The sequence below is a fragment of the Pseudomyxococcus flavus genome (assembly GCF_050038885.1).
In the GTDB taxonomy this organism is placed as follows: Bacteria; Myxococcota; Myxococcia; order Myxococcales; family Myxococcaceae; genus Myxococcus; species Myxococcus flavus.
The window spans coordinates 1479790-1501953 of sequence record NZ_CP143624.1; the positions used below are offsets into that span (position 1 = coordinate 1479790).

The 22164-nt window shown below is 70.5% G+C and carries 23 protein-coding genes; 9 read left to right on the forward strand and 14 right to left on the reverse strand.

The window, feature by feature from the left end:
* From lysA to mutM, 4 genes are all read right to left on the reverse strand, one after another.
* The gene (lysA, locus tag VZL07_RS06130; RefSeq protein WP_426754402.1) at positions 1-1242 is read right to left on the reverse strand and encodes a diaminopimelate decarboxylase; all 1242 of its coding nucleotides are present in this window, start codon (positions 1240-1242) and stop codon (positions 1-3) included.
* Positions 1239-1490 (reverse strand): lipoprotein, encoded by a 252-nt coding sequence (locus tag VZL07_RS06135; RefSeq protein WP_426754403.1) that lies wholly within the window; start codon positions 1488-1490, stop codon positions 1239-1241. Before VZL07_RS06135 ends, lysA begins: the two co-directional genes overlap by 4 nt.
* Positions 1491-1492: 2 nt before the next feature.
* Complete coding sequence (locus VZL07_RS06140) at positions 1493-3337, reverse strand: TIGR04551 family protein (RefSeq protein ID WP_426754404.1); 1845 nt, start codon at positions 3335-3337, stop codon at positions 1493-1495.
* Between the two features lie 128 nt (positions 3338-3465).
* Entirely contained in the window at positions 3466-4287 is an 822-nt protein-coding gene (gene mutM, locus VZL07_RS06145) for a bifunctional DNA-formamidopyrimidine glycosylase/DNA-(apurinic or apyrimidinic site) lyase (protein ID WP_426754405.1), read from the reverse strand.
* A gap of 142 nt (positions 4288-4429) precedes the next feature.
* Between mutM and VZL07_RS06150 the strand changes: the two genes are divergently transcribed.
* Positions 4430-5254 (forward strand): M48 family metallopeptidase, encoded by an 825-nt coding sequence (locus VZL07_RS06150; RefSeq protein ID WP_426754406.1) that lies wholly within the window; start codon positions 4430-4432, stop codon positions 5252-5254.
* Between the two features lie 16 nt (positions 5255-5270).
* Here VZL07_RS06150 and VZL07_RS06155 read toward each other — a convergent pair whose 3' ends face one another.
* Together VZL07_RS06155 and VZL07_RS06160 are read right to left on the reverse strand one after the other, a co-directional pair.
* Positions 5271-6317, reverse strand: a complete 1047-nt coding sequence (locus VZL07_RS06155) for a YihY/virulence factor BrkB family protein (RefSeq protein ID WP_426754407.1) — start codon at positions 6315-6317, stop codon at positions 5271-5273.
* Positions 6318-6449: 132 nt separating this feature from the next.
* Positions 6450-7337 carry an MTAP family purine nucleoside phosphorylase gene (locus VZL07_RS06160; RefSeq protein ID WP_426754408.1) on the reverse strand — a complete coding sequence of 296 codons (888 nt, stop codon included), beginning with the start codon at positions 7335-7337 and terminating at the stop codon, positions 6450-6452.
* A gap of 93 nt (positions 7338-7430) precedes the next feature.
* On the opposite strand from VZL07_RS06160, the gene VZL07_RS06165 reads away from it, so the two are divergent.
* The gene (locus tag VZL07_RS06165) at positions 7431-8285 is read left to right on the forward strand and encodes a hypothetical protein (RefSeq protein ID WP_426754409.1); all 855 of its coding nucleotides are present in this window, start codon (positions 7431-7433) and stop codon (positions 8283-8285) included.
* 12 nt (positions 8286-8297) lie between these two features.
* On the opposite strand, the gene VZL07_RS06170 is transcribed toward VZL07_RS06165, so the two are convergent.
* From VZL07_RS06170 to VZL07_RS06195, 6 genes are all read right to left on the reverse strand, one after another.
* The gene (locus VZL07_RS06170) at positions 8298-9146 is read right to left on the reverse strand and encodes an ATP-grasp domain-containing protein (protein ID WP_426754410.1); all 849 of its coding nucleotides are present in this window, start codon (positions 9144-9146) and stop codon (positions 8298-8300) included.
* A 25-nt stretch (positions 9147-9171) separates the two neighbouring features.
* Entirely contained in the window at positions 9172-9825 is a 654-nt protein-coding gene (gene alkB / locus VZL07_RS06175) for a DNA oxidative demethylase AlkB (RefSeq protein WP_426754411.1), read from the reverse strand.
* A 9-nt stretch (positions 9826-9834) separates the two neighbouring features.
* A complete protein-coding gene (locus VZL07_RS06180) occupies positions 9835-10602 on the reverse strand; it encodes a 2OG-Fe(II) oxygenase (protein WP_426754412.1) in 768 nt (255 codons plus the stop codon).
* Positions 10603-10683: 81 nt separating this feature from the next.
* On the reverse strand, positions 10684-11661 hold the full coding sequence (locus VZL07_RS06185) for a DMT family transporter (protein ID WP_426754413.1): 978 nt from the start codon (positions 11659-11661) through the stop codon (positions 10684-10686).
* Positions 11634-12653, reverse strand: coding sequence for a tRNA epoxyqueuosine(34) reductase QueG (gene queG / locus VZL07_RS06190; protein ID WP_426754414.1), 1020 nt, complete (start codon positions 12651-12653; stop codon positions 11634-11636). The genes VZL07_RS06185 and queG overlap by 28 nt, the downstream gene beginning before the upstream one ends.
* A 13-nt stretch (positions 12654-12666) precedes the next feature.
* Positions 12667-13227, reverse strand: coding sequence for a cob(I)yrinic acid a,c-diamide adenosyltransferase (locus VZL07_RS06195; RefSeq protein WP_426754415.1), 561 nt, complete (start codon positions 13225-13227; stop codon positions 12667-12669).
* A gap of 157 nt (positions 13228-13384) precedes the next feature.
* On the opposite strand from VZL07_RS06195, the gene VZL07_RS06200 reads away from it, so the two are divergent.
* From VZL07_RS06200 to VZL07_RS06230, 7 genes are all read left to right on the forward strand, one after another.
* Complete coding sequence (locus VZL07_RS06200) at positions 13385-14179, forward strand: thymidylate synthase (RefSeq protein ID WP_426757243.1); 795 nt, start codon at positions 13385-13387, stop codon at positions 14177-14179.
* A complete protein-coding gene (locus tag VZL07_RS06205; RefSeq protein ID WP_426754416.1) occupies positions 14176-14655 on the forward strand; it encodes a dihydrofolate reductase in 480 nt (159 codons plus the stop codon). Before VZL07_RS06200 ends, VZL07_RS06205 begins: the two co-directional genes overlap by 4 nt.
* A gap of 115 nt (positions 14656-14770) precedes the next feature.
* Entirely contained in the window at positions 14771-15007 is a 237-nt protein-coding gene (locus tag VZL07_RS06210) for a hypothetical protein (protein ID WP_426754417.1), read from the forward strand.
* Between the two features lie 92 nt (positions 15008-15099).
* Positions 15100-15456, forward strand: coding sequence for a hypothetical protein (locus VZL07_RS06215; RefSeq protein ID WP_426754418.1), 357 nt, complete (start codon positions 15100-15102; stop codon positions 15454-15456).
* A gap of 67 nt (positions 15457-15523) precedes the next feature.
* Positions 15524-17383: a cytochrome c/FTR1 family iron permease gene (locus VZL07_RS06220; RefSeq protein ID WP_426754419.1), complete on the forward strand. Its 1860-nt coding sequence runs from the start codon at positions 15524-15526 to the stop codon at positions 17381-17383.
* Between the two features lie 42 nt (positions 17384-17425).
* On the forward strand, positions 17426-18187 hold the full coding sequence (locus VZL07_RS06225; RefSeq protein ID WP_426754420.1) for a GlsB/YeaQ/YmgE family stress response membrane protein: 762 nt from the start codon (positions 17426-17428) through the stop codon (positions 18185-18187).
* Positions 18188-18466: 279 nt separating this feature from the next.
* On the forward strand, positions 18467-19261 hold the full coding sequence (locus VZL07_RS06230; RefSeq protein ID WP_426754421.1) for a hypothetical protein: 795 nt from the start codon (positions 18467-18469) through the stop codon (positions 19259-19261).
* Here the strand turns inward: VZL07_RS06230 and VZL07_RS06235 are convergent.
* Both VZL07_RS06235 and VZL07_RS06240 read right to left on the reverse strand, forming a co-directional pair.
* Positions 19258-20784, reverse strand: a complete 1527-nt coding sequence (locus VZL07_RS06235; RefSeq protein WP_426754422.1) for an MBL fold metallo-hydrolase — start codon at positions 20782-20784, stop codon at positions 19258-19260. The two genes, VZL07_RS06230 and VZL07_RS06235, sit on opposite strands and share 4 nt — an antisense overlap.
* The gene (locus tag VZL07_RS06240) at positions 20781-22076 is read right to left on the reverse strand and encodes an HD domain-containing protein (protein WP_426754423.1); all 1296 of its coding nucleotides are present in this window, start codon (positions 22074-22076) and stop codon (positions 20781-20783) included. Before VZL07_RS06240 ends, VZL07_RS06235 begins: the two co-directional genes overlap by 4 nt.
* Positions 22077-22164 lie beyond the last annotated feature (88 nt).

A 22164-nucleotide genomic window follows, 5' to 3' on the forward strand; every position in this document is an offset into this window, starting at 1 on the left:
TCAGGCCCGCTCGCCGCGCCAGAGATCCTCGACGCGCTCCCGCTCGCGGACGACACGCCACGCCGCTCCGTCCACGAGCACCTCGGCCGGGCGTGGGCGGGAATTATAAGTGGACGACATACTCATTCCGTACGCCCCGGCGCTCATGAAGGCGAACAGCTCGCCTGCTTGCGGCAGGACGAGGGGCCGGGCCTTCGCCAGCACGTCGGTGGATTCACACACCGGCCCCACGACGTCCACCTCCATGGCCTTGCCCCGCCGCTTCACCAGCGGCTGGAGGCCATGGTGCGCTTCGTAGAGCGCGGGACGCAGCAAGTCGTTCATGCCCGCGTCCACCACCACGAAGTGTCTGGCGGGCGTCTTCTTCCGGTACAGCACGCGCGTGAGCAGCACGCCCGCGTTGCCCACCAGCGCCCGGCCCGGCTCCAGGATGAGCGTGGCGCCCGTGGCCCCCGCGGCGGCCAGCACCGTGCGGGCATACTCGTCCGGAGAGGGCGGCGTCTCGTCCGAATAGGTGATGCCCAGGCCGCCGCCCACGTCCAGGTACGCCAGCGGGTGCCCCTGCGCCTTCAGCGCGGTGTAGAGCCCGGCGACCTTGGACAGCGCCGCGCGCATGGGCGCCGTCTGGGTGAGCTGCGAGCCGATGTGGCAGTCCAGCCCGGTGGCCAGCAGGCCCTTCATCTTCTTCGCCCGGGCGTACAGGGCGACCGCCTCCTCGAACGGCACCCCGAACTTGGACGTCTTCAGGCCCGTGGAGATGTAGCGGTGCGTGCGCGCGTCCACGTCCGGATTCACGCGCAGCGCGAACGGCGCCCGTCGCCCCAGCCGGCGGCCCACGGCGTCCAGCGCCTCCAGCTCCTCGGCGCTCTCCACGTTGAAGAGGAGGATGCCCGCGGCCAGCGCCGCCTCCATCTCCTCCTGCGTCTTGCCCACGCCCGCGAACACCGTCTTCCCGGCATCGCCACCGACGTGCCGGACGCGGGCCAGCTCCCCGCCGGAGACGATGTCGAACCCACCGCCCCGCTCGGCGATGAGCCGGAGGATGGCGAGGTTCGAGTTGGCCTTCACCGAGTAGCAGATGAGGTGCGGCCGGTCCCCGAAGGCCTCCGTCACCACCCGGACGTGCCGGGTGAGCGTGGCGGTGGAGTAGACGTAGGTCGGCGTGCCCACGGACTCGGCGATGGCCGCCAGCGGCACATCCTCCGCGTGGAGCACGCCCTTGCGGTAGATGAAGTGGTTCACGGGGCTCCAGCGTCCTCGGACGCGGGGGACTCCGACGGCGTGAGGGGCGTCTCCACCCCGCTCTCCGGCGTGGGCGTCAGGGTCGGCCCCGACGGCTCCACGGGCCCCCGCTCCGTCGCCGAGGGAGGCGGCTGCGTCTCCGTGGCGGGCGCGGGCGCGGGCGGCCGGGGCGGCCCCTTGATGCCACACGCCACCAGCGTCAGCGACAGGCTGGTGGCCACGAGGAGCGGGGCGAGGGCGGCGCGCATGGCTAGAACTGGACGCCCAGCCAGGCGCGGATGGTCTGCGGCGTGTCCAGGTCGATGCGATTGGCCACCTGGGCCTCCTGCAAGCCGCTCATCGGGAACAGGATGCCGTAGGCGAGGCCAGCGATGAACCCGTCCTCCGTCTTGTAGTCCACGCCCACGTTCACTTCCAGGCCCAGGGCCTTGCTCGTGGCCGACGGGGTCGACTCCGCGTAGATGGCCTGCGAGTAGATGAGGCGGCCGTAGATGTCGAAGCCCTCGGTGATGGAGTACTTCGCGGACGGGCGGATGTAGAACGCGTCCGTCACGCCGACCAGCAGCTCGCGCCAGAGGATGAGGTCAATGCGGTAGTCGCGGTTGAAGCGGAAGTTGCGGATGGCGTTGTCCGTACAGCCGCCCGTGCCACAGGCGTACTGCGGGCCTTCGAAGTCCCCCTCCGCCGTCTGGCCGTTGGTGCCCGAGCCCGGGCGGCCCGGCTGGTTGCCGAAGCCATACGCCTTGTCACCGGAGGCGAAGCCCAGCTCCATGTTCAGCGAGAGCTTCTGGTCCAGGAGCTTCAGCTCGCCCTGCGCCACGCCGCCGAACTGGGCGACGGTGAGGCTCTGGTTGAGCGTGGGGTCGTTGATGCCGCCCACGTCCAGCGCGCGGTTGCCGATGCGGCCCAGCATCGCGGCGAACTCGAACTCCAGCCGCCAGTTCTTCTCCTCGTACCGGAGCCAGAAGTCCGGCACGTACAACGAGGCGTCACGCGGGATGAAGCCGGTGTTCTGCCCGTTGGTCGTGGAGCCGTCGTACTCCCACTTCTGCTGGCGCAAGGTGAAGTGCAGGCCGTACTGGAGCACGCCCTGGTTGTTCTCCAGCTTGGAGCGGATGACCTGGTCGGTGTCGCGGCGGGCAATCGCAATCACGTAGCTGTGCGCGTCGTCGGCCTGGGTCAGGTCGATGGGCTCACCCACGGTGCCGCGGGTGTCGATGACCCCCTCCGAGTTGAAGTCCAGCATCGGCGTCACGTACCAGCCCTCGAAGGGGTTGGTGACGAACTGGATGCGGTCGACGGTGTCGCCGAAGTCGCAGTCGAAGCAGGTGCCGTCGTTGCGCAGCATGCCCAGGCCCCACTGGCTGCCCATGCGACCGAAGCGCAGGATGCCCACCGGCGTCTTCACCTCACCGTAGGCGCGGCGCAGCTTGATGGAGTCCTGGAGCGCGTCGGACAGCGGGTCCTGGCTCTCGGAGAAGATGCCGAAGATGTTGCGCGTGTTGCCGGGCAGCAGCGTGTCGGGCATGGCGCCCATCACGAAGTTGTCCAGGCCGAGCACCTCCATCTTCAACGCCACCTGCTCGGAGATGTTGAAGGTGGGCTCCAGGCGCACGCGCATGGTGGCGAAGGACTGGGTGTTCTCCTGCGGGCTGCGCGGCGAGCGCGGGAAGAGCTCCCGGCCGGGCGCCTTGCCCAGGTCGAACTTGTAGAAGAGCGTGGGGCGAACGCGGAAGTAGCCGTCGAGCGTGAAGACCTCGAGCTTGCGCTTCTCCTCCGGGAACTCCTCGGCCCACTCGTCCGTGGCGCCAATGGACTGCTTCGCGGCCTCGGCGCGAATCTCCTCGCGCAGCTCCTCCTTCAGCGCCTCCAGGTCCTCGCGGCTGACGGCCTCGCGGAGGGGCATCACCGGCGCTGCCTCCGCCGGAGCGACGGGGGCGGCCTCCGCGGGAGCGGCGGGAGTGGACTCCTCGGGAGGGGTGGGAGCAGCGGGCGCGGCTTCCGCTGGCGCGGGCGGGCTACCCTCCGGCACCGGCGTCTGGGCGGTGGCCGTGGAAGAAGCGACGAGCAGCGCCGCCAGCAGGGCGTGAGACATGGGCAACGATCTCCAGGGCCGCCAGGGGCGGCCGGGTCTGAAAGGCGGGCGATTCAAGCCATGGGACGGAGGGGTGTCAACGCTTACCAGGGCGCGGCTTCGCGCCGTCAACGGCGGGCCCCCCGGTGTCACTTCGGCTTCCGCCCCAGCGGCTGGCACCGGGGGCAGAAGTGGGTGGTACGACCGCCCTGGGTGAAGGACTCGACCTGGGTGCCACACTGGGAGCATGGGCTCCCGGCGCGTCCGTAGACCAGGAAGGGATTCTCCGACCGCCCCTCCTCCAGGTACACCGGCTCCTCCCCCTCCTGCTCCTTGAGGCCGAAGTCGATGGAGGCGCGGATGGCCTGAACCAGCCGCTTCCACTCCTCCGGCGTCAGGGAGCCGGGCTGGCGCGCGGGGTGGAGCCCGGCGCGGAAGAGGGCCTCGGCGGCGTGGATGTTGCCCAGGCCGGAGATGCGCTCCTGGTCCATCAGGGCCACCTTCAGGTCCTTCCGGCAGGTCCCCAGCGCCGCCTGGAGCTGCCCCGCGGTGAGGCCGTCCGCCAGGGGGTCCCTCCCGAGAAGCCGCACCGCGTCCAGCTCGCGCAGGCGCGCGGCCGGCGCCGGCTCCAGGCGGCCGAACATGCGCGGATCGGAAAAGTGGATGACGTGGCCGTCGTCCAGGTGGAACCGGGCGCGGCTGTAGGGCTCCACCTGACCTTCGGTGCGACGGACGAACTTGCCCGTCATCCCCAGGTGCCCCATCAGCCCCTTTCCCCCCTCGAAGGCGAAGAGCAGGTACTTGCCCCGGCGGACCAGGGACTCCAGCCGGCCGCTGAGCGCGTCGAACCGCTGGCGCTCGGCGCCTCGGAAGATGCGGGTGTTCTCGGATTCCGCGCGCACGAGGCGCCGGTCGCTGAACCAGCGCACCAGGTTGCGCCGCGCGATCTCCACTTCGGGTAGCTCAGGCATCCTCCGGGGCACATACACCGGGAGCCGACCTCACGCACCGCCTACGTGCTCGTCCGGACGCTTGCATCACGCGGCCCTTGAAGGCAGGTGCCGATGTGGGCCAGCGTCCCGCATCCCCTTGGAAAGAAAGGCACCATTCGTCATGCAGCGCACCCTCGTGGCGGTACTGGGTTTCACCCTGGCAACGGGAATGTCGACGGGCTGCACCAAGCAGCGCATCACGGCGGAGAAGGCCGTGGCCAGGACCCTCATCTCCGACGAGCAGGAAGAGGAGCTCGGCAAGCAGGTCAAGCAGGAGCTGGAGACGAAGGAGAAGATCAAGTACGTGGAGGACGCGTCCGTCGTCGAGTACGTGCGCGACATCTCCTCCCAGATCCTGACCCAGGCGTCCAAGGACCGGCCGGGCGTGAAGTGGAAGATTCACGTCATCGACGACCCGAAGACGGTCAACGCCTTCGCCACGCCGGGCGGCTACCTGTACGTGTACACGGGCCTCATCCTGGCCTCCGACACCGAGGCGGAGCTCGCGGGTGTCATGGCGCACGAGGCGGGCCACGTGGTGGGCCGCCACTCCGCGCGCGCCATGGTCAACCAGATGGGGCTGCAGGCCATCACCCAGGCGGCGCTGGGCAAGAACCCGGGCACCGTGGCCCAGATTGCCGCGCAGCTCGTGAGCGGTGGAACCCTGCTGGCCCACGGCCGCAGCGAGGAGATTGAGGCCGACGAGTACGGCGCGCGCTACGCGTCCGGCGCGGGCTATGACCCGCGCGGGCTCATCACCTTCTTCGAGAAGCTCCAGAAGGAGCAGGGCGACACGCCCGCCCTGATGAAGTGGCTGAGCACGCACCCCACCAACCGGGACCGCATCGCGAACATCCAGAAGATCATCTCGCAGAAGAACCTGCGGGGCAGCAACAACGCCCCGGGCGGCCTGCCCGCCATCAAGCAGAAGCTGGGCGGCAAGTAGTCCCCCGCGCGCCCGCTCAGTGCAGCGTGGAGGAGCGAGGGTCCTGCTCCTCCACGGTGGGCTCGGGCTCCAGCCCCCGGGCCACGCGCCGCCGCCACCGGAAGCGCGCCAGCTTCGTGCGCATGGCGCTCTTGGCGCTCTTGGCCGCCCCCGCCGTCTTGAGCGGCGGCTCCAGCGGCGCGGGCTCCTCGAAGCCGCGCGCCCCCTTGGACTTCCCCTCCGCCGAGGCGTGCTCGAGGATGGCGTTAACCTCGCCGCCGAGGATGAAGATGAGCCCGGAGATGTAGAGCCACAGCAGCAGCACCACCACGCCGCCGATGGAGCCATAGGTGACGTTGTACTGGCCGAAGTGCTCCACGTACTGCGTGAAGCCCCACGTGCTCAGCAGCCACAGGCCCGTGCCCAGCACGGAGCCGGGGGTGATGTACTTGAAGCGCTGCTTCACGTCGGGGAGCAGGTAGTAGCAGAGCGCCAGCACCAGCATCACCAGCGCCGCGGTGAAGGGCCAGCGCAGCCACGACCACACCAGGTGGAACGCGCCCACCAGATGCAGCTTGCCCGCCAGCCACAGCCCCAGCCGGCCGCCGAGCAGGAACACGGCGAAGGACAGCGGGATGAGCAGCGAGCCCATCAGCGTCACCAGCATCGCCAGCCCCTGCGTCTTCCAGAGGGGCCGCGACTCGGAGACGTCGTAGGCCAGGTTGAGCGCGGTGCGCAGCGCGTTCACCCCGCGCGAGGCCGACCACAGCGTGACGATCAGACCGGCCGTCAGCAGCTTGGGCTGGGGCTGGTTGACCAGGGATTGCAGGTGGCCGGTGACGACCTGAAACGCATCCCCTGGCACCAGCGGCCGGATGCGGTCCAGCATCGCGTCCACCGCGCCCGGGGCGAAGGGCAGGTACGCCACCAGCGTCACGAGGAAGAAGAGGAACGGGAACAGGGAGAACAGGAGGTAGTACGACAGCTGCGCCGCGATGTCGGTGACGTTGTCCTCCTGGAACTCCTTCACCAGGCGACGGCCGAACTCGCGCCACGTCAGGTGCTTGAGTCTGGGCCAACGCATGCTCGCCTCCTCGCTCGAAGTAGTTCCGGGGACCGGAAGGTGGCGTCGGCGGAGCGGATTGGCAGCAGGCGTCCGAACGAGCGCCCGGCATGCGCTTCGGGCAGGTGACGGTGCGCGGCCGGGCGAGGTGCGTCAGGCGACGTTGGGCGGGAGGTATCTGCCCAGCAGTGGACGGAGGCGACCGCGCACCTCGTCGGGGATGCGGCTGCGCTCGGTGCCAATGGCCAGCGCCAGCGCGGTGTCACAGCGGCAGGTGGCGCGGGCCTCGGCGATGCGCGGCAGCGCACGGCGGAGGAGCGCGGCGCCGCTGGCGGTGACGGCCTTCCGGTGGTGGGAAATCTGCGCCAGGAGGTCGTCGTGCTCCTGCCCCGGCGCCTGAGGCTGCCACGAGTCGAAGTCGGTGGGCAGCGCCACCATGGCGTAGTGCAGCTCCGCCTCGCGGGCGAGCCGGGCCTCGGGCATGGCCGTCATCCCCACCAGGTCCCCGCCCCAGGTTCGGTAGAGCAGGCTCTCCGCGCGCGTGCTGAGCGAGGGGCCCTCGATGCAGACGTAGGTGGCCTCGGGGTGGACGGGAGGCCCCAGCGGGTCCCTGGCCTCGGAGAGCACCTGCCGCAGCGTGCCGCAGAAGGGGTTGCCCAGGTCCACGTGCACGGCGACGTCGTCGTAGAAGGTGCAGGGCCGGCGGTAGGTGCGGTCGATGACCTGGTCCGGGACGACGAGCTGAAGAGGCTGGATATGCTCGCGCAGGCTGCCGACGGTGCCCGTGGAGAGGACGTGGGTGACGCCCAGGACCTTCAGGGCGTAGACGTTGGCGCGGTAGGGCGCGCGGGTGGCGTTGTAGACGTGTCCGGCGCCGTGGCGGGCGACGAAGGCGACGGGGACGCCGCCGAGCTCGGTGGTGACGATGGGGCCCGCGTGAGGGCCGAAGGGTGTCTCGATGATGTGGGACTCGCCCTTGCCGAGGAGGCCCAGTGCCTGAGCCAGCCCGGGGCTCCCGATGATGCCCACCCTGACAGCCATGTTCCTCCTCGTGGCGCGACCCTCGCGCCAGGCGACCATAACGCGCCCCTCTGGCCCAGGAACCCCTGAAGACTGGTAGTTTTCGTAATCGCCATGCGAGCCCTCCTGATTCTTGGCCTGACCCTCGCCGCCGGCACCGCCGCGGCCGCCGTCCCCTCCGGCTGCAAGGAGGACTTCGCGACGTGCAAGGAGGACTGCTCCATCGAATACGGAGGCAGCGGGCGGACGGTCGAGAAGCTCACCCACTGCCTGGCGGACTGCCAGGAGAACCTGAGCCTGTGTGCGGACCGCCACTCGTCGCTGAAGGGCCTGCCCGCCGGGGTGGTGGCGGATCCCCCGAAGCGTCGGCGGGGGAAGAAGCTGAGCCGGGAGGAGGACCCGTTCGGCGACGGCGATGCGCAGCCCACACGCAGGCGCAACCGCGAGGAGGACCCGTTCGGTGATGAGCGCTCGTCGAGCAGCGCAGGCCGTCGGGATGGCTACCGCGCCTCGGAGTCGTCCGTGGCGGAGGAGCCCTCGCGCCGTGTGGCGACCGAGCCCGTCCCCCCACCTCCGTCCTCCGGGGTCGCGGTGGAGGCCACGCGGACCGGTGTGTACCGGGCGAGCGAATCGGATCCCCCGCCGTCCCCGACGCCGGCCTCGGCTCCCGCGGACCCGACCTCCCTGGGGGACCTGGACTCGCCGGATGAGACGCCCACACCAGCGCCCGCGGCGGTGGCGGCGCCGGAGCCCGCCAGGCCCGCACCCGCGCCAGCCGCACCCGAGCCGGTGAAGGCCCCTCCTCCCGCGGTCTCCACGAGCCCGGCGAAGAAGGACCCGCTGCTCGATGACGACCTGCCCGAGCCGCAGGCCCCGGCCGCGAAGCCCGCCCCCAGCAAGTCCAGCCGGCCGGCGCTGCCTCCCGAGCCGGAGTACGACATCTCCGATTGGGACCCGGACGGAGACTGAGCGCCCCTGGAGCTACGGTGGGACGGCGCCGCGCTCTGTGTCCAGGACCGCCTGCCAGAGCGCGAAGGGAGAGATGCCGGCGTAGCCACTCTCCTGGCCGTCGTTGCACTCGATGACAATCCACCGGCCCGACACTTCCTGGGCCACGTCCACCACCAGGAAGGGCACGTCCAGTCGCCTCGAGACCTCACGGCCCAGCCCGAGCGCCTCGCGTTGCTCCTCAGGCGTCAGGGTGTACGGCGTGCCCTGCCACCAGTAGGGCCCCCAGCCGACGAGCTCGCCCTTCCACCAGAAGGTGCGGAACTCGAAGGAGCTGGGGATGCGGTCCGGCGCACCCTCCTCGACCCGGCGCAAGGACCTCAACTCCCGGCACACCACCCGCTGCCAGTGCAGGATGGGGTCCTTCGCGTAAGCGTCCATCGCCCGGCGGAACTGCTCCGGCCCTTCGATGATGGAGAGCGACTTGCGATGGCGGCTCGTCTGGCGCTCGCCCTTCACGAACACGGGCCACCCCAGCACGCGCTCCACTGTCTCCGCGTCGGGACGCTCGTCGAACCAGACGCTGCGCGGTGTCAGGTCGGTGAGCTTGGGGTACCAATAGGGCAGCTCCGTGGCCAGCAGGTGCTGCTCGGGAGTGTGAACCAAACGGAGTCCTGCCTCGGCCAGCTCGCGGTAGCGCTCGGCGTAGTCATTCCAGACGCCGACCCGGGCCACCACCTCCAGGGACTCAGGCAGCACATACGGGCGACGGCACGCGAAGAACCGGTCGAACGCAAAGTCGTAGATGCCCTGGCCGGTCGGCGCGGTCAGGAGCCACAGCCGCGCTTCCACCTGGAGCAGGTCCTCACCCGGACGAAGCATGGGCCCAGCCTACGCCGTCCAGGCATCAACACGCCTTCCGGAACGTCAGGTTGATGCGCTGGGCACCCAGCCGCGGATGGTGCCCTGGCTTCAGCGGCATGACGCCGTGATAGCGCAAGCGGGCCGGTCCGCCCCAGACGACCACATCGCCATGACTCAGGCGCACGCGCGCCGGCCGGTCCTTCCGCTCCGTCCCCCCGAAGAGAAAGACCGCCGGGAGCCCCAGCGAGACGGAGACGATGGGCGCGGAGAAGTCGCGCTCGTCCTTGTCCTGGTGCAGCGACATCTTCGCGCCGGGGACGTAGCGGTTCATCAGGCAGGAATCGGGGCAGAACGCCGCGAAGCCGGCGCTCGCGGCGGCTGTCCGCGCGAGCTCCCTGAGAACCTCCGGCATCTGAGGCCAGGGCCGCCCCTGCACCGGGTCTTCCGCGGCGTAGCGGTACCCCGTCCGGTCCGTCACCCATCCCCACGCGCCACAACTCGTCATCGCCACCGACATGCGGAATCCGCCCGGTGTCTCCATGTGCCGGAAGGGCGAGGCGCTCGTGATGTCGTGGAGCGCGCTCAACACCGCCTCTTCCTGGGCCCGGGCGAAGCCTCGCAGCACCCTGGCTCCGGGGCCCAGCGTCTCCTCGCGAGGCTCCATGCCTCCCAGGCTGTCGAACAGGTCCAGCGTCATCCATGTCCCTCAGGCCGCGTCATGGAAGATGACGCCCACCGTGTGGCGGTGCCCCGACCGGATGCGGCTCACGCCGTGCCGCAGGTTGACGCGGTACACGCCGCGCGTGCCCTGCACCGGGCGGTGGTGGACAGCGAACACCACCGCGTCTCCCTGACGCAGCGGAACCACCTCCGCCCGCGACTGCATGCGCGGCCGCTGCTCGGTGAGCACGAACTCGCCGCCCGTGAAGTCACGGCCGGGCTCCGACAGCAGAATCGCCACCTGGAGCGGGAAGACGTGCTCCCCATAGAGGTCCTGGTGCAGGCAGTTGTAGTCGTCCGCGCCGTACCGCAGCAGCAACGGCGTCGGGCGCACCTGCCCCGCCGCATGGCAGCGCTCGAGGTACTCCGCGTGGTCCTCCGGGTACTGGACCTCGATGCCCATGGCCGTGTTCCAGCGGTTCGCGATGGGCGCGAGCCGGGGATACAGCGCCGCGCGCAGCTCTGCGATGACTTCAGGCAACGGGTACTCGAAGTACTTGTACTCCCCTCGTCCAAAGCCATGCCGCGCCATCACCACCCGGCTGCGGAACACCGCGTCCTCCGCATACAGCGCCGCCAGGGCTTCGCACTCCGCGGGCATGAGGAGCCGCTCCACCGTCGCGCAGCCTCGCGCATCCAGCGCCTCCGAGACGCGCGCCCAGTCGGCATCGGCCACCCGCTCGAAGACACACTTCACGGAACGGGCGGCGCTGGGCGGACGCGGCTGTCGCGCCGTCACCTTCTGCGTGGACACGGTGTCTGCCTCCTTCCAGGGAACCTCGCGGTCACGACCAGAAGCTAATGGGCGCGGGCAGGCACGGCACTCCGAGTCTTGCTACCCGATGCGCGGCGACGTCGGAGGCTGCTCGGAGATGGCAGGCGCCACGGCGGGCGGGCGGACGTGCGCGGTCTGCGTCAGCCGCACGCCCAGGAGCACGAGCGCGCCGCCTACGGCAATCTCCCAGTGCAGCGCTTCATCCAGGATGGCCCATGCCGCCAGCGCGGTCGCCGCGGGCTGGAGGTTGGAGAACACGGCCACCTTCGACGCAGGTACCTTCGACAGCGCGTAGTACCAGAGCAGATACGCCACCACCGAGGTCAGCAGGCCCAGGTAGGCGATGCTGTACCGGGCCGCGGCGCTGGCCGCGAGCACCGCCTCCGGCTTCGCGAAGAAGGGCGCCAGCACCAGCATCATCAACGTGGAGGCGCCCATGCTCCACGCCGTGGCGCGGAGCGGGCCATGAATGGCGACGAAGGGCTTGCCCTCCGTCGTGTACACCACCCACGACATCACCGCGCCCAGGATGAGCAGGTCGCCCAGCAGCGAACCGCTCGCGTCCGCCAGCCCCCGCCCCAGCAGCAACACCACCACCCCCAGGAACGCCGTGACGATGCCGCCCATCGCCCGGAACGACGCCTTCTCATGGCCCCGTCCCAGGCTCAGCAGATACACGCCCAGCGGCGTCAGCGCATACAGCAGCGCCGCGTGCGCGGCCGTGGACTGTGACAGGCCATAGAAGAAGAACACCTGGTTCACCGGGCCCGCGAGCAGCCCCAGCAGCAACACGCGTCCCCACTCGTTGCGCGGCGGCAGCCGGGGCCCTGGCAGGCAGCACAACAGCAGCATGAACACGGAGCCGCTCAAGACGAAGCGCCACAGCACCACCGTGAGCGGTGGCAGCTCCGTCATGGCGCGCTTGCCCACCAGATACGTGCCAGCGCTGATGAGGACCTGGAGGAGGAGCGCGGCGTAGACCGGGCCCAGCGACTGCGTGGAGTTGGACGTCAGGGGTCGAGCTGAAGGAGCGCCCATTGCGCGGCGGTACGTACCAATTCGCTCGAATCGCCGCAGAGCTTTTCCAGCAACGGTTTCGCGTCGGCCTGCCTGGCCACGCCCAGCGCGTACACGGCGTTGCGGCGCAAGCCGTCGTAGCGTGCGCGCGCCAGCGCCGTGCCAGGTATTAGGTGCTCATACTGTTCCACCGTGAGTCCCGCGAGCTCGCGCACGCCCAGCGTCGCGACGGCCCGGGGCGCGAAGCGCGGGTGCTCCGCGAACACCGGCCGACGGTTCAGCGGACACACCTGCTGGCAGATGTCACAGCCGAAAATCAGGTTGTCGAACTTGAGCCGGAACGCCTCCGGCACCTGCTGCTCGCGGTTCTCGATGGTCTGGTAGGACAGGCACGCGCGCGCATCCACACGGCCGTTGCCGACCAGCGCACCCGTGGGGCAGGACATGAGGCAGCGGCGGCACGCGCCGCACCGGTCCGCCGCGGGGCCGTTGCCGTAGTCGTCGACCTCCGCGTCCAGGACGAGCGTGGCCAGCAGCACCCACGAGCCGTAGGGCTCGGTGATGAAGCAGCCATTCTTCCCCACGTAGCCGAGCCCCGCGCGCGCCGCCCACACCTTCTCCATCAGCGGGCCGCTGTCCACGCTGCCGTAGGTCCCCAGCCCGGGGTACATCACGGTGAGGGCCTTGCGGAACGCCTTCATCCGGTCGCGCAGCGTGGAGTGGTAGTCGCGCCCGCGCGCGTAGCGGGCAATGGGCGAGTCCGCCGACTCCACGTCGTCCCGCCAGTAGTTGTTCGCGAAGGCGATGACCGTTTTCGCCCCGGGCAGCAGCAGCGAGACGTCCAGCCGCTCGGCGGCCCGCTCGCCCATCCAGTCCATGTCCGCGGCGTAGCCCGCCTCCACCCACGACATGAGGAAGTCGGGAGGAATGGGCTCCGCGCGCGCGAAGCCCACGAGGTCGAAGCCCACCGAGCGGGCGAGGTCACGCAGATGGGCGGTGGGCAGCACGTTCACGAGGCACGTCCGACTACTTGGAGGGCTTCGCCGGAATCCACTTCACGTCCTCCACGCCCGCACGGTGATTGACCACGCGGGCGAGGACGAACAGCAGGTCGGAGAGCCTGTTGAGGTAGACGACCACCGCCTTCGGAATCTTCCCCTCACGCAAGAGCGGCACGGTGCGCCGCTCCGCGCGGCGGCAGACGGTGCGCGCCAGGTGCAGCGCGCTGGCGGCCTGCGTGCCTCCGGGGAGGATGAAGTGGGTCATCGGCGGCAGCTCGGCCTCGAAGCCGTCGATGGCGCGCTCCATGTCCTCCGCCCACTCGGCCTTCAGCTCGGGAATGTGCGCCGACGCCTTGGTGCCCTCCGGCGTCGCGAGCACCGCGCCCACCGTGAAGAGCTGGTCCTGCAGCCGGTGCAGCAGCGCGTCCACGTCCGTAGGGCCCTCGAAGCTGCGCACGAGGCCGAGCGTCGCGTTCAGCTCGTCGACTTCCCCGTAGGCATCCACACGCACGTCGTCCTTCGCGACGCGGCCACCGCCGAACAGCCCGGTCTCTCCCGCGTCGCCCGTCTTGGTGTAGAGTTTCATGTCCCGGCTTCTAACGGTGCGCGGTAACCGCCGTCCACGAGAAGCCGCACGCCGCGCAACAGGTGTGTGCACCGCTGTACCTACCCATTTCTTCACTCGGCGACACGGCACGCATCTTTGAATTGGTGCCGCGCACGGGCTCGGCTACATGAGCCGCATGCAGCCCTATCTGTCCCTGCTCGACCACGTCCTGCGCCATGGAGTGAAGAAGGGCGACCGTACCGGCACGGGGACGCTCAGCGTCTTCGGGCCCCAGCTCCGCTTCGACCTCACGCAGGGCTTCCCGCTCCTCACCACGAAGAAGCTGCACACCAGGTCCATCATCCACGAGCTGCTGTGGATGCTCGCGGGCGACACCAACGTGCGCACGCTCCAGGCCCAGGGCGTCACCATCTGGGACGAGTGGGCCAACGCCGATGGCAGCCTGGGCCCCGTGTACGGCCACCAGTGGCGCTCGTGGACGGCCCCCAACGGTGAGCACCTCGACCAGATGAGGGCCCTGGTGGAGGGGCTGAAGAAGAACCCCGACTCGCGCCGGCACATCGTCAGCGCGTGGAACGTGGCGGACCTGCCGTCCATGAAGCTGCCGCCCTGCCACGTGCTCTTCCAGTTCTACGTGGCCGACGGGCGCCTGTCCTGCCAGCTCTACCAGCGCAGCGCGGACCTCTTCCTCGGGCTGCCGTTCAACATCGCCTCGTACTCGCTGCTGACGATGATGGTGGCGCAGGTGACGGGCCTGAAGGCGCACGAGTTCATCCACACCATCGGTGACGCGCACCTGTACCTCAACCACGTCGAGCAGGCGAAGACGCAGCTGGCGCGCGAGCCGCGTCCCCTGCCCCGCATGCACCTCAACCCCGAGGTGACGGACCTCTTCGCCTTCAAGTACGAGGACTTCACGCTCGAAGGCTACGACCCGCACCCCGCCATCAAGGCGCCCGTGGCCGTATGAAGCTGTCCGCCATCGTCGCCATGGCGGCCAACCGCGTCATCGGCGCGGGAAACCAGCTCCCGTGGCGCCTGCCCGCGGACCTGGCGCGCTTCAAGCGCCTCACCATGGGCCACACCCTGGTGATGGGCCGCAAGACGTACGAGTCCATTGGCCGGCCGCTCCCGGGACGCACCTTCATCGTCGTCACCCGCCAGCGGGACTTCGCGCCCGCGGGAGTCCAGGTGGCGCACTCCGTGGACGACGCGCTCGTCCAGGCCGAGGCGAGCGGCGACCCCGAGGTCTTCATCGCCGGTGGCGCGGACCTCTATGCCCAGACGATGGACCGCGTGCAGCGCCTCTACCTCACGCGCATCGACCGCGACTTCCCCGGCGATACGTGGTTTCCCCATGTAGACCTGTCGGGCTGGAGGTGTGTCGAGGAGGAGCAGCACCTCGACGCCGAGCCTCCGTTCGCGTTCCTCACCTACGAACGCTGACGCGCCCCGCTCCGCGTCCACATGGAGGCCTGGGCGAGGGAACGCGCCCACATTCCGTCCCTCCGGCGTTAAGCGCACAATCCCGGCTTCACCCGTCAGTCCCAAGGAGTTCGCGATGCGCCAGACGTGGATGCAAGGACTTGGATTGGTTGCGGCGGTGGTGATGATGGCCTGTGGCGGTCCGGTGGAAGAGGCCCCCGTCGGCGAAGTGGGCGACGCCGAGCAGGAGCTGCGGCAGTGCGACCTGCAGGGCCGTTGCGGCGTCAACGAGGTCTGCGTGGGCGGCCCCGGTGGCGTCTGCTACCCCTGCAGCCGCTACCCCCAGTACTGCGACATCATCATCGAACCGTGAAGGTGAAGCCCGAGGCGCCCGGCCATCCATCCGGCCGGGGGCCTCCCGTCCTGGCACGTGGCACGCCCTGATGCCATGTGCACCTCCACGGGATGCAAACCACCGCTCTCTCACGCTCTGTCGACATCCCCTGGCGGACCGCGGCCCTCTCCAGCGCCGCGGTCCTCACCGCTTCGAACGTGGCCGCGCTCGTGGCCAGCCTGCGGCTCGTTCCCCTGCTCCGTCACAGGATGAGGCCCCGCTCCCGTGCCCTGCCCGCCCTGGCCCTGGGTGCCACCGCACTGGGCGCACTGGCGGTGGGTGCGCTCAGCATCGGCACCCTGGCCATCCGCGTGCTGACCATTGGCAAGCTGCGCGGCGACGACTGGCAGGTGGACTCCCTCCGGGTGGGTTCGCTCCAGGTCGTAGAGACCATCGGGCCGGACATCTCCCCGCCCGTGGGGGCATGACATCGCCTGACTTTGAAATTGCCTCGCAAGATTGAAAGGCCTCCCCCCCGCTGGTAGAGGGGGGAGCATGAACCGCGCTGCCTCCTTCCTGATGTGCCTGCTGCTCGCCCTGCCTTTCTCGTCCCGGGCGGACGAAGGCGCCTCGGAGGAGCGCACGTGGCACCGGCTCATCGGCATCCTCCAGTACCTGGAGGCGGACTATCCGCTCGCCATCGAGTCGCAGTCCGCGTTCGAGCTGGCGGAGCAGAAGAGCTTCGCCGCGGAGGCGGTGGACGCGGCGCGTGGGCTGGGCCCCGCGGCGGAGGCCTTCCTGCCGCGCGTGCAGAGCATCCAGGCCCGCGTGGACAAGGGCGAGGACGCCGAGGGCGTCAGCCGCGACTGCGGTGAGCTGGTGGAGAACCTCGTGCTGGCGGGCGGCCTCGCCCGCAGCCCGCGCCGCCCACCGGACCTCGAGCTGGGCAAGACGCTCTTCGCCACCAACTGCGCCGCCTGCCATGGCGCCGACGGCAGCGCCAATGTGGCCATCGCCGCCAACATGGAGCCGGCGCCCGCCAACTTCCAGGACGCGGAGCTGATGAGCGGCCTCACGCCGTACAAGGCCTTCAACACCACCAGCTTCGGCGTGCCCGGCACCGCGATGCCGTCCTACCCCACCCTGTCCGAGGACGAGCGCTGGGCGCTGGGCTTCTACGTCTTCACGATGCGCCTGCCCGAGTGCGAGGGCACCCCGCCGCGCGTCTCGCTGGAGCGGCTGGCCAACGCCACCGACGCGGAGCTGGTGAAGGAGTTCGGCGAGGAGAACCTGGCCTGCCTGCGCCGGAAGATGCTGGACGCGGACGAGGAGCGCTCGCTGCTCGCCGCCCGCGAGAATGTGCAGCAGGCCATGAAGCTGGGCGCCGCCGGTGACATCGCGGGCGCGAAGGCGGCCCTGCTGGACGGCTACCTCAACGGCGTGGAGCCGGTGGAGCCCAAGCTCAGCTCGCGCGACGCGGCGCTGACGCTGAAAATCGAGCAGGGCTTCCTCAAGGCCCGCATGGCGGCGGAGCGCGGCAGCCCCCACCTCCAGGACGAGGGCCGCGAGCTGCTGGCGCTGCTGGACCAGGCGCGCCGCGACTCGGGCACCACCTCGAGCCTGCTCTCCACGATGTGGCTGACGCTGCTCATCCTCCTGCGCGAGGGCTTCGAGGCGGCCATCATCGTCGCGGCGCTGCTGGCCGCGCTGCGGAAGATGAAGGCCACCGAGCACGCGCGCGTGGTGCACGCCGGCTGGATGTCCGCGCTGGTGGTGGGCGCGCTGGCCTACATCCTCGGCCGCCACCTGCTGGCCGGCGCCCACCGCGAGTGGATGGAGGGCATCGCCGCGCTCGTGGCGGTGGGCATGCTGCTGTACGCCGCGCTGTGGCTCAACGCGCGCGCCAACATCAGCCAGTTCATGGGTGAGCTGCGCGAGAAGATGCAGGGCGCCCTGGGCCGGGGCAGCATGACGGGCCTGTTCTTCATCGCCTTCACCGCGGTGCTGCGCGAGAGCTTCGAGACGGCCATCTTCCTCCAGGGCCTCGCGCTGGACTCGCCGGAGGGCGTGGCCTGGGGCTCGCTGGTCGGCGCCGTGGCCCTGGTGGGCATGGTCCTCTTCATCAACCGGCTGGGCTACCGGCTGCCCATGAAGACGCTCTTCAACGCGTCCACCGTCATCCTGGTGCTCACCGCGGTGATGCTGCTGGGCAAGGGCCTGCACTCGCTGCAGGAAGTCGGCGCCCTGCCGCTGGCCCCCCTGCCCTTCCCCTTCATCACCGTGGACATGCTGGGCATCTATCCAGACGCCCTCTCGCTCGTTCCCCAGCTCCTGCTGGGCGGCATCCCGCTCGCCCTGGTGTTGCTGCGCCGCAAGGCGCGCGCACAGCCGGTGTCCGAGCCCTCCGCCGGCTAGGTTCAGGCGACGCGCGGCGCCTGTTGCGGTAACGTGTTGCAAGTGAAGCCATCGCGCGCGCTCTCCGCCGGGTTGACGGCCCTGGTCCTCTGGGGCCAGGGTGCTGCATGGGCACAGGAGCCCGTGCCGAGCGAGCCCGCCCAGGCGCCCGCCACCGAGCTGACGCCGCCGCCCCTGATTTCCGCGCCAGCCAGCACCGACGTCCCGACGCGCCCGGGTGCATCCGGCGACGACGCCTTTTCGTTGCAGGAGGCGGACGGCACCGGCTCGCTCGATGAGCAGGCCCTCCCCAACCAGGCCCATGCTCGCGCCTCGGACCCCGTGCCGCGCATCGCCGTGGAGTTCGTGGCGGGCACGGGGGGCGGTATCGTCGCTGGCACCCTGGGACTGCTCGCGGGCTACCTCGTGGGCGCCTCCACCGTGGGGTGTGACGAGTGCGGCATCGTCGCGGGCGTCGGCGGTCTCAGCGGCGTGCTGGTGGGCATTCCCGCTGGCACGTGGCTGGGAGGCCGCCTCATGGGAGGCAAGGGCACCTTCCTCGGGACCGCCGGTGGCAGCCTCGTGGGCTGGGGCGCGATGGCGATTGGCTCCGCCGTGATTGGCGCCGACGAAGACAACGCGGGCGTCACCGCGGCCCTGCTGCTGCTCCCCGTCGTGGGCGCGGTGACGGGCTACGAGCTGTCATCGCAGTCGAGGGCGTCCACCCCGGTGAGCAAGCGCGAAGCCTCGCGCCAGGTCCAGGTGGTCCCCGTCGCGGGGATGACCGAGCACGGAGCGCGCCTGGGCTTGATGGGCCGGTTCTGACGCCAACACCACGAAGGCTCCCGCGGACTCGCTGTCCGGGAGTGTCGGGACATTTCGCGGTCAGCGCGGGATGGGGCTGGCGCCCGAACCGCGAGGTAGGAGGCGCAATGGCCTCGCGCCGGGGCGGCACCGCGCACGCGGCACCGAAGGCAACGCGAGGCCCGCGACGCCCTGAGCGGAGGGAGCTCGGTGCCCGCGCGCCCTGTTCACCGAGGAACGGGCCACCGAGGTGATGGCATCCGCGCCCGGGCCGTGCTCACACTGCGAGGCTCGGTTCCCATGCGTTCCCATCGCCTCCACCTCGTCGCGCTCGTCCTCCTCCTGCCGGCCCTGGTCGTCGCCCGGCCCACGGTGGATGCCCCGCGCGCCGAGTCGTCCTCCCGCGTGCCGGAGCCCCGGGGCTCGGTGGGTAGCCCTATCGACGAGAAGCCCTCCCGCGTGCCGGAGCCCCGGGGCTCGGCGGGCAACCCCATCGACGACAGGCCATCCCGCATGCCGGAGCCCCGGCGTTCCGCGGAGGGGCCAGCGCCCGCCGTCCGGACGCGCCCGCCCATGCGGATGTACGAGCCGAACGAGGAGCTGTTCCCACTGGGCGCCCGCCTCGTGGGAGAGACGGTGGGTGGCGCGCTGATTGGCGCCTCCGGCTTCGCGGTGGCGTTCCTCGGCGGCGTGCTCGTCACGGATCGCGTGTCATGCGGCTACAGTGAGTGCAGGCGCTCCCGGAACGCCACCCTCATCAGCGCCTCGCTGGGCATGGGGCTCGGCGCCGCGGCGGGCACGCACCTCGCGGGCTCTCTGATGGACGCCCACGGCGGCTTCCTCCCCACGCTGCTGGGCGGAATGGCGGGAACGGCCGTGCCCATCACCGTCGTGGCGCTGACCGACGGCGAGCTGCCGTGGCCCGCGCTGACCGCGGCCTACGCCGCGCCGGTGGTGACCTCCATTGTCGCGTACGAGCTGTCGCACGGCGCCCGGCAGCGACGCCGTCAGTCACCGGAGAGCGGACTGACGCTGGTGCCCAGCGTGTCATGGGCCCCCGGTGGCGGAGCGCTCGGGTTCGCCGGCCGCTTCTAGACGCGGAAGTACTGGAGCGACTCCTCGCGCACGCGCCCCTCCTCCACCAGCTTCTCCAGGGTGGCCAGCGCGCTGCGCTCCGCGATGGGGTGCATCAGCGGCGGCGTATCCGCGTAGGCCAGGGACACCACCTGCGCCAGCGTGGCGCCGTCGGGCGGCACGGCCTGGAGGATGAGCGCCTCGCGCGCCGCCCGGTGGTCCAGGTACTCCTGGAGCTTCGCGGGCCCGTCCGGAATCGGCGAGCCGTGCGCCGGGTACAGGGTGCTCACCGGCAGGTCCCGCAGCCGCGCGAGCTGCGTCAGGTAGTCCCGCATGTGCCCCTCCGGCGGGTCGATGACGATGGTGCCCACGCCCGCCACCATGTCGCCCACCACCGCCGCGCGGCTGCGCTCGTCCACGAGGCACACGTGGCCCCGGGCATGTCCCGGCGTGTGCAGCACGCGCCAGCGCTGCGGCACGGCGCCCGCCAGCGTCAGCACGTCGCCATCCTCCAGCAACCGCTCCACCGGGAAGTCCAGCCGGTCCGCCGTGCGCGCATGGCACCACAGCGGAATGCCCAGCCGCTCCTTCACCGCGCGCGCCCCGCCCACGTGGTCGCCGTGGTGGTGGGTGAGCACCACCGCCACCGGCTTCATGCCCTCTGCCTTCAGCCCCGACACCAGCGACAGCAGCTTCGCGTACTGCTTCACGTCCGAGGCGCCCGGGTCCACGATGAGCAGCTCGCCGTTGCCCAGCACGTACGCGTTGGTATGCGCGGCCGGAGGCAGCGTGGGCGTCTCCAGCGCCACCACCCGCACGCCCTGCTGGAACTCGATGCGCTGGGAGATGTAGCCGGGGCAGAACGGCGGCGTCGACAGCCGCGCCCGTGCCTCCGACTCGTCCGTGAAGGACGCCAGCACCTGGAAGGCATGCACCGCGGGCGGGTGCAGCAGCGCGGTGCCGTCTCCCCAGCGCGCCAGCGCGTCCGCGGGCCGCACCCAGGCGCCCTCGGCCAGCTCCCCGGGCCACCACTCCGCCCGGGCGGACTCCGGCATCTCCACCAGGTAGAAGCGCGTGTCGAAGCGCACGGGCAGGGATGGCGGCGTCACCCAGCGGCCCGCGGCGCGGAAGTCGTCCGCGTCCAGCGTCAGGCCCTCCGACTTCAGCAGCGCGCCCCACCCCAACGTCCCGCCCAGCAGCGCCTTGCGCAGCGCCTCCAGCTTCGGCGCGGTCAGCGCCTGCGCGCCGTCCGCCACCAGCACGCCGGTCTCCTCGAACAGCTCGCGCGCCGCCGCCGAGCGCAGGGCGGCCTCCTCGCCGCTGGCCCCGCGCACCTCGACGTCCGCGTCCGCCGCGTCCAGCTTCCCGCCGGGGAAGGCATAGAAGCCGCCCGCGAAGCGAAGCGCCTTCCCGCGCTTCACCCAGAACACCTCCACGCCCACGTCCGTCCGCCGGTAGAGCAGCGCCACGGAGGAAGGCCGCGGCTCCGCGGGGGTGTGGGTCAGGTCCAGGCCAAGGCCCAGGCCGGGAAGACGCTCGCTCATGGTTCCACCGCCTGGCCGAGAAGCCGGCCCATCAACGCATGTGCCTTGTCCGCCTGCTCCGGCCGGACGTACAGCCGGACGAGCCGCACCGCGCCACTGTAGCGTTGATACAGCGGCGTGTAGCGCGCCACCTCCGTCAGCCGGCCGGTGGAGGCATCGATGATGAACAAGCTCGGCCCGCTGGAGGACGGACCCGAGGTGTACTTGCTGAGCACGTTCTGGGACTCGACGACGTAGTGGTCGAACTTGTGGGACACCAGCGCGCTGCGCAGCACATCCAGGTCGTAGCCCGTGTCCCGCTCGGTGAATTGCGCCAGCAGCTTGTAGCCCTGCCGCCGGCTGATGCGCTGGGCCCAGGGGTTCTTCGAGCGGCGCAGCGTGTACCAGAGCGCCGAGTCGTCACAGAGGAGGAACTCCTCCGGGTCCGAAGGAATCTCGAACTCGCCGGGCGCCTCCTCGTAGTAGCGCCGCAGCATGTAGTCGAAGTTCACCGAGGTGTGGTGCAGGTACACCGACACGAACATGTGGTAGCGGCTGAGGAGGAAATCCTCGAAGGCGAAGGCCGCCGCCCGGCTGAGCGCGAGGTACGCCCGCCCGTCCTTCACCGCCGGGTTGAGGTTGCTGACAATCCAATCCATGTCGTACCGGCCATAGTTGACGCCCGTGTAGAAGGAGTCACGCAGCAGGTAGTCCATGCGGTCCGCGTCCAGCTCGCCGGACACGATGGCGCGCAAGAGGGGCATCCAGTCCACGCCCTGGTGCGTGAAGCCCGGGTCCTTCGGAGGCTTCGCGCCCGTCACCAGCGCCACCGCGGCCATGGGGGTAATGCCCAGGTCGCTGAAGTGCCGCTCGATGATGGGCGTCAGCGAGCTGTCGAGGAGGATTTTCGCCGTGTAGTCCTCGTGCGTGGCCAGCTCGCCCTCCGCGGTGCCGTCCAGCCAGGACGGCAGGCGCAGGAGCGAGCGCTTCGGGGCGATGCGCTCCGATGCGTGCGACAGCGGCATGTGCCCCAGGTCATGGCACAGCACCGCCAGCCGCACCGCCGCGCAGAAGCGCTCCCGCACGTCCTCCGGCAGCGACGAGCGCGCGGCCACCGCCCCGAAGACGCGCGAGGCCACGTGCATGGCGCCCAGGGAGTGGATGTGCCGCGTGTGCGTGGCCCCGGGAAAGGCCAGGTCCCCGAAGCCGAGCTGCCGCACGTAGCGCAGCCGCTGGTAGTGCCGGCTGTCGATGACGGCCTTCTCGGGGTCGCTGACCGGGATGGTGCCGTGGATGGGGTCACGGATGCGCATGATTCCCTTTCCATACTCCTGGATACCCCTTCCGGAGGTCTCCAAACGTACCGCGAACCTCCCCGAGGGGCAGCCCAGGGGGTAGACG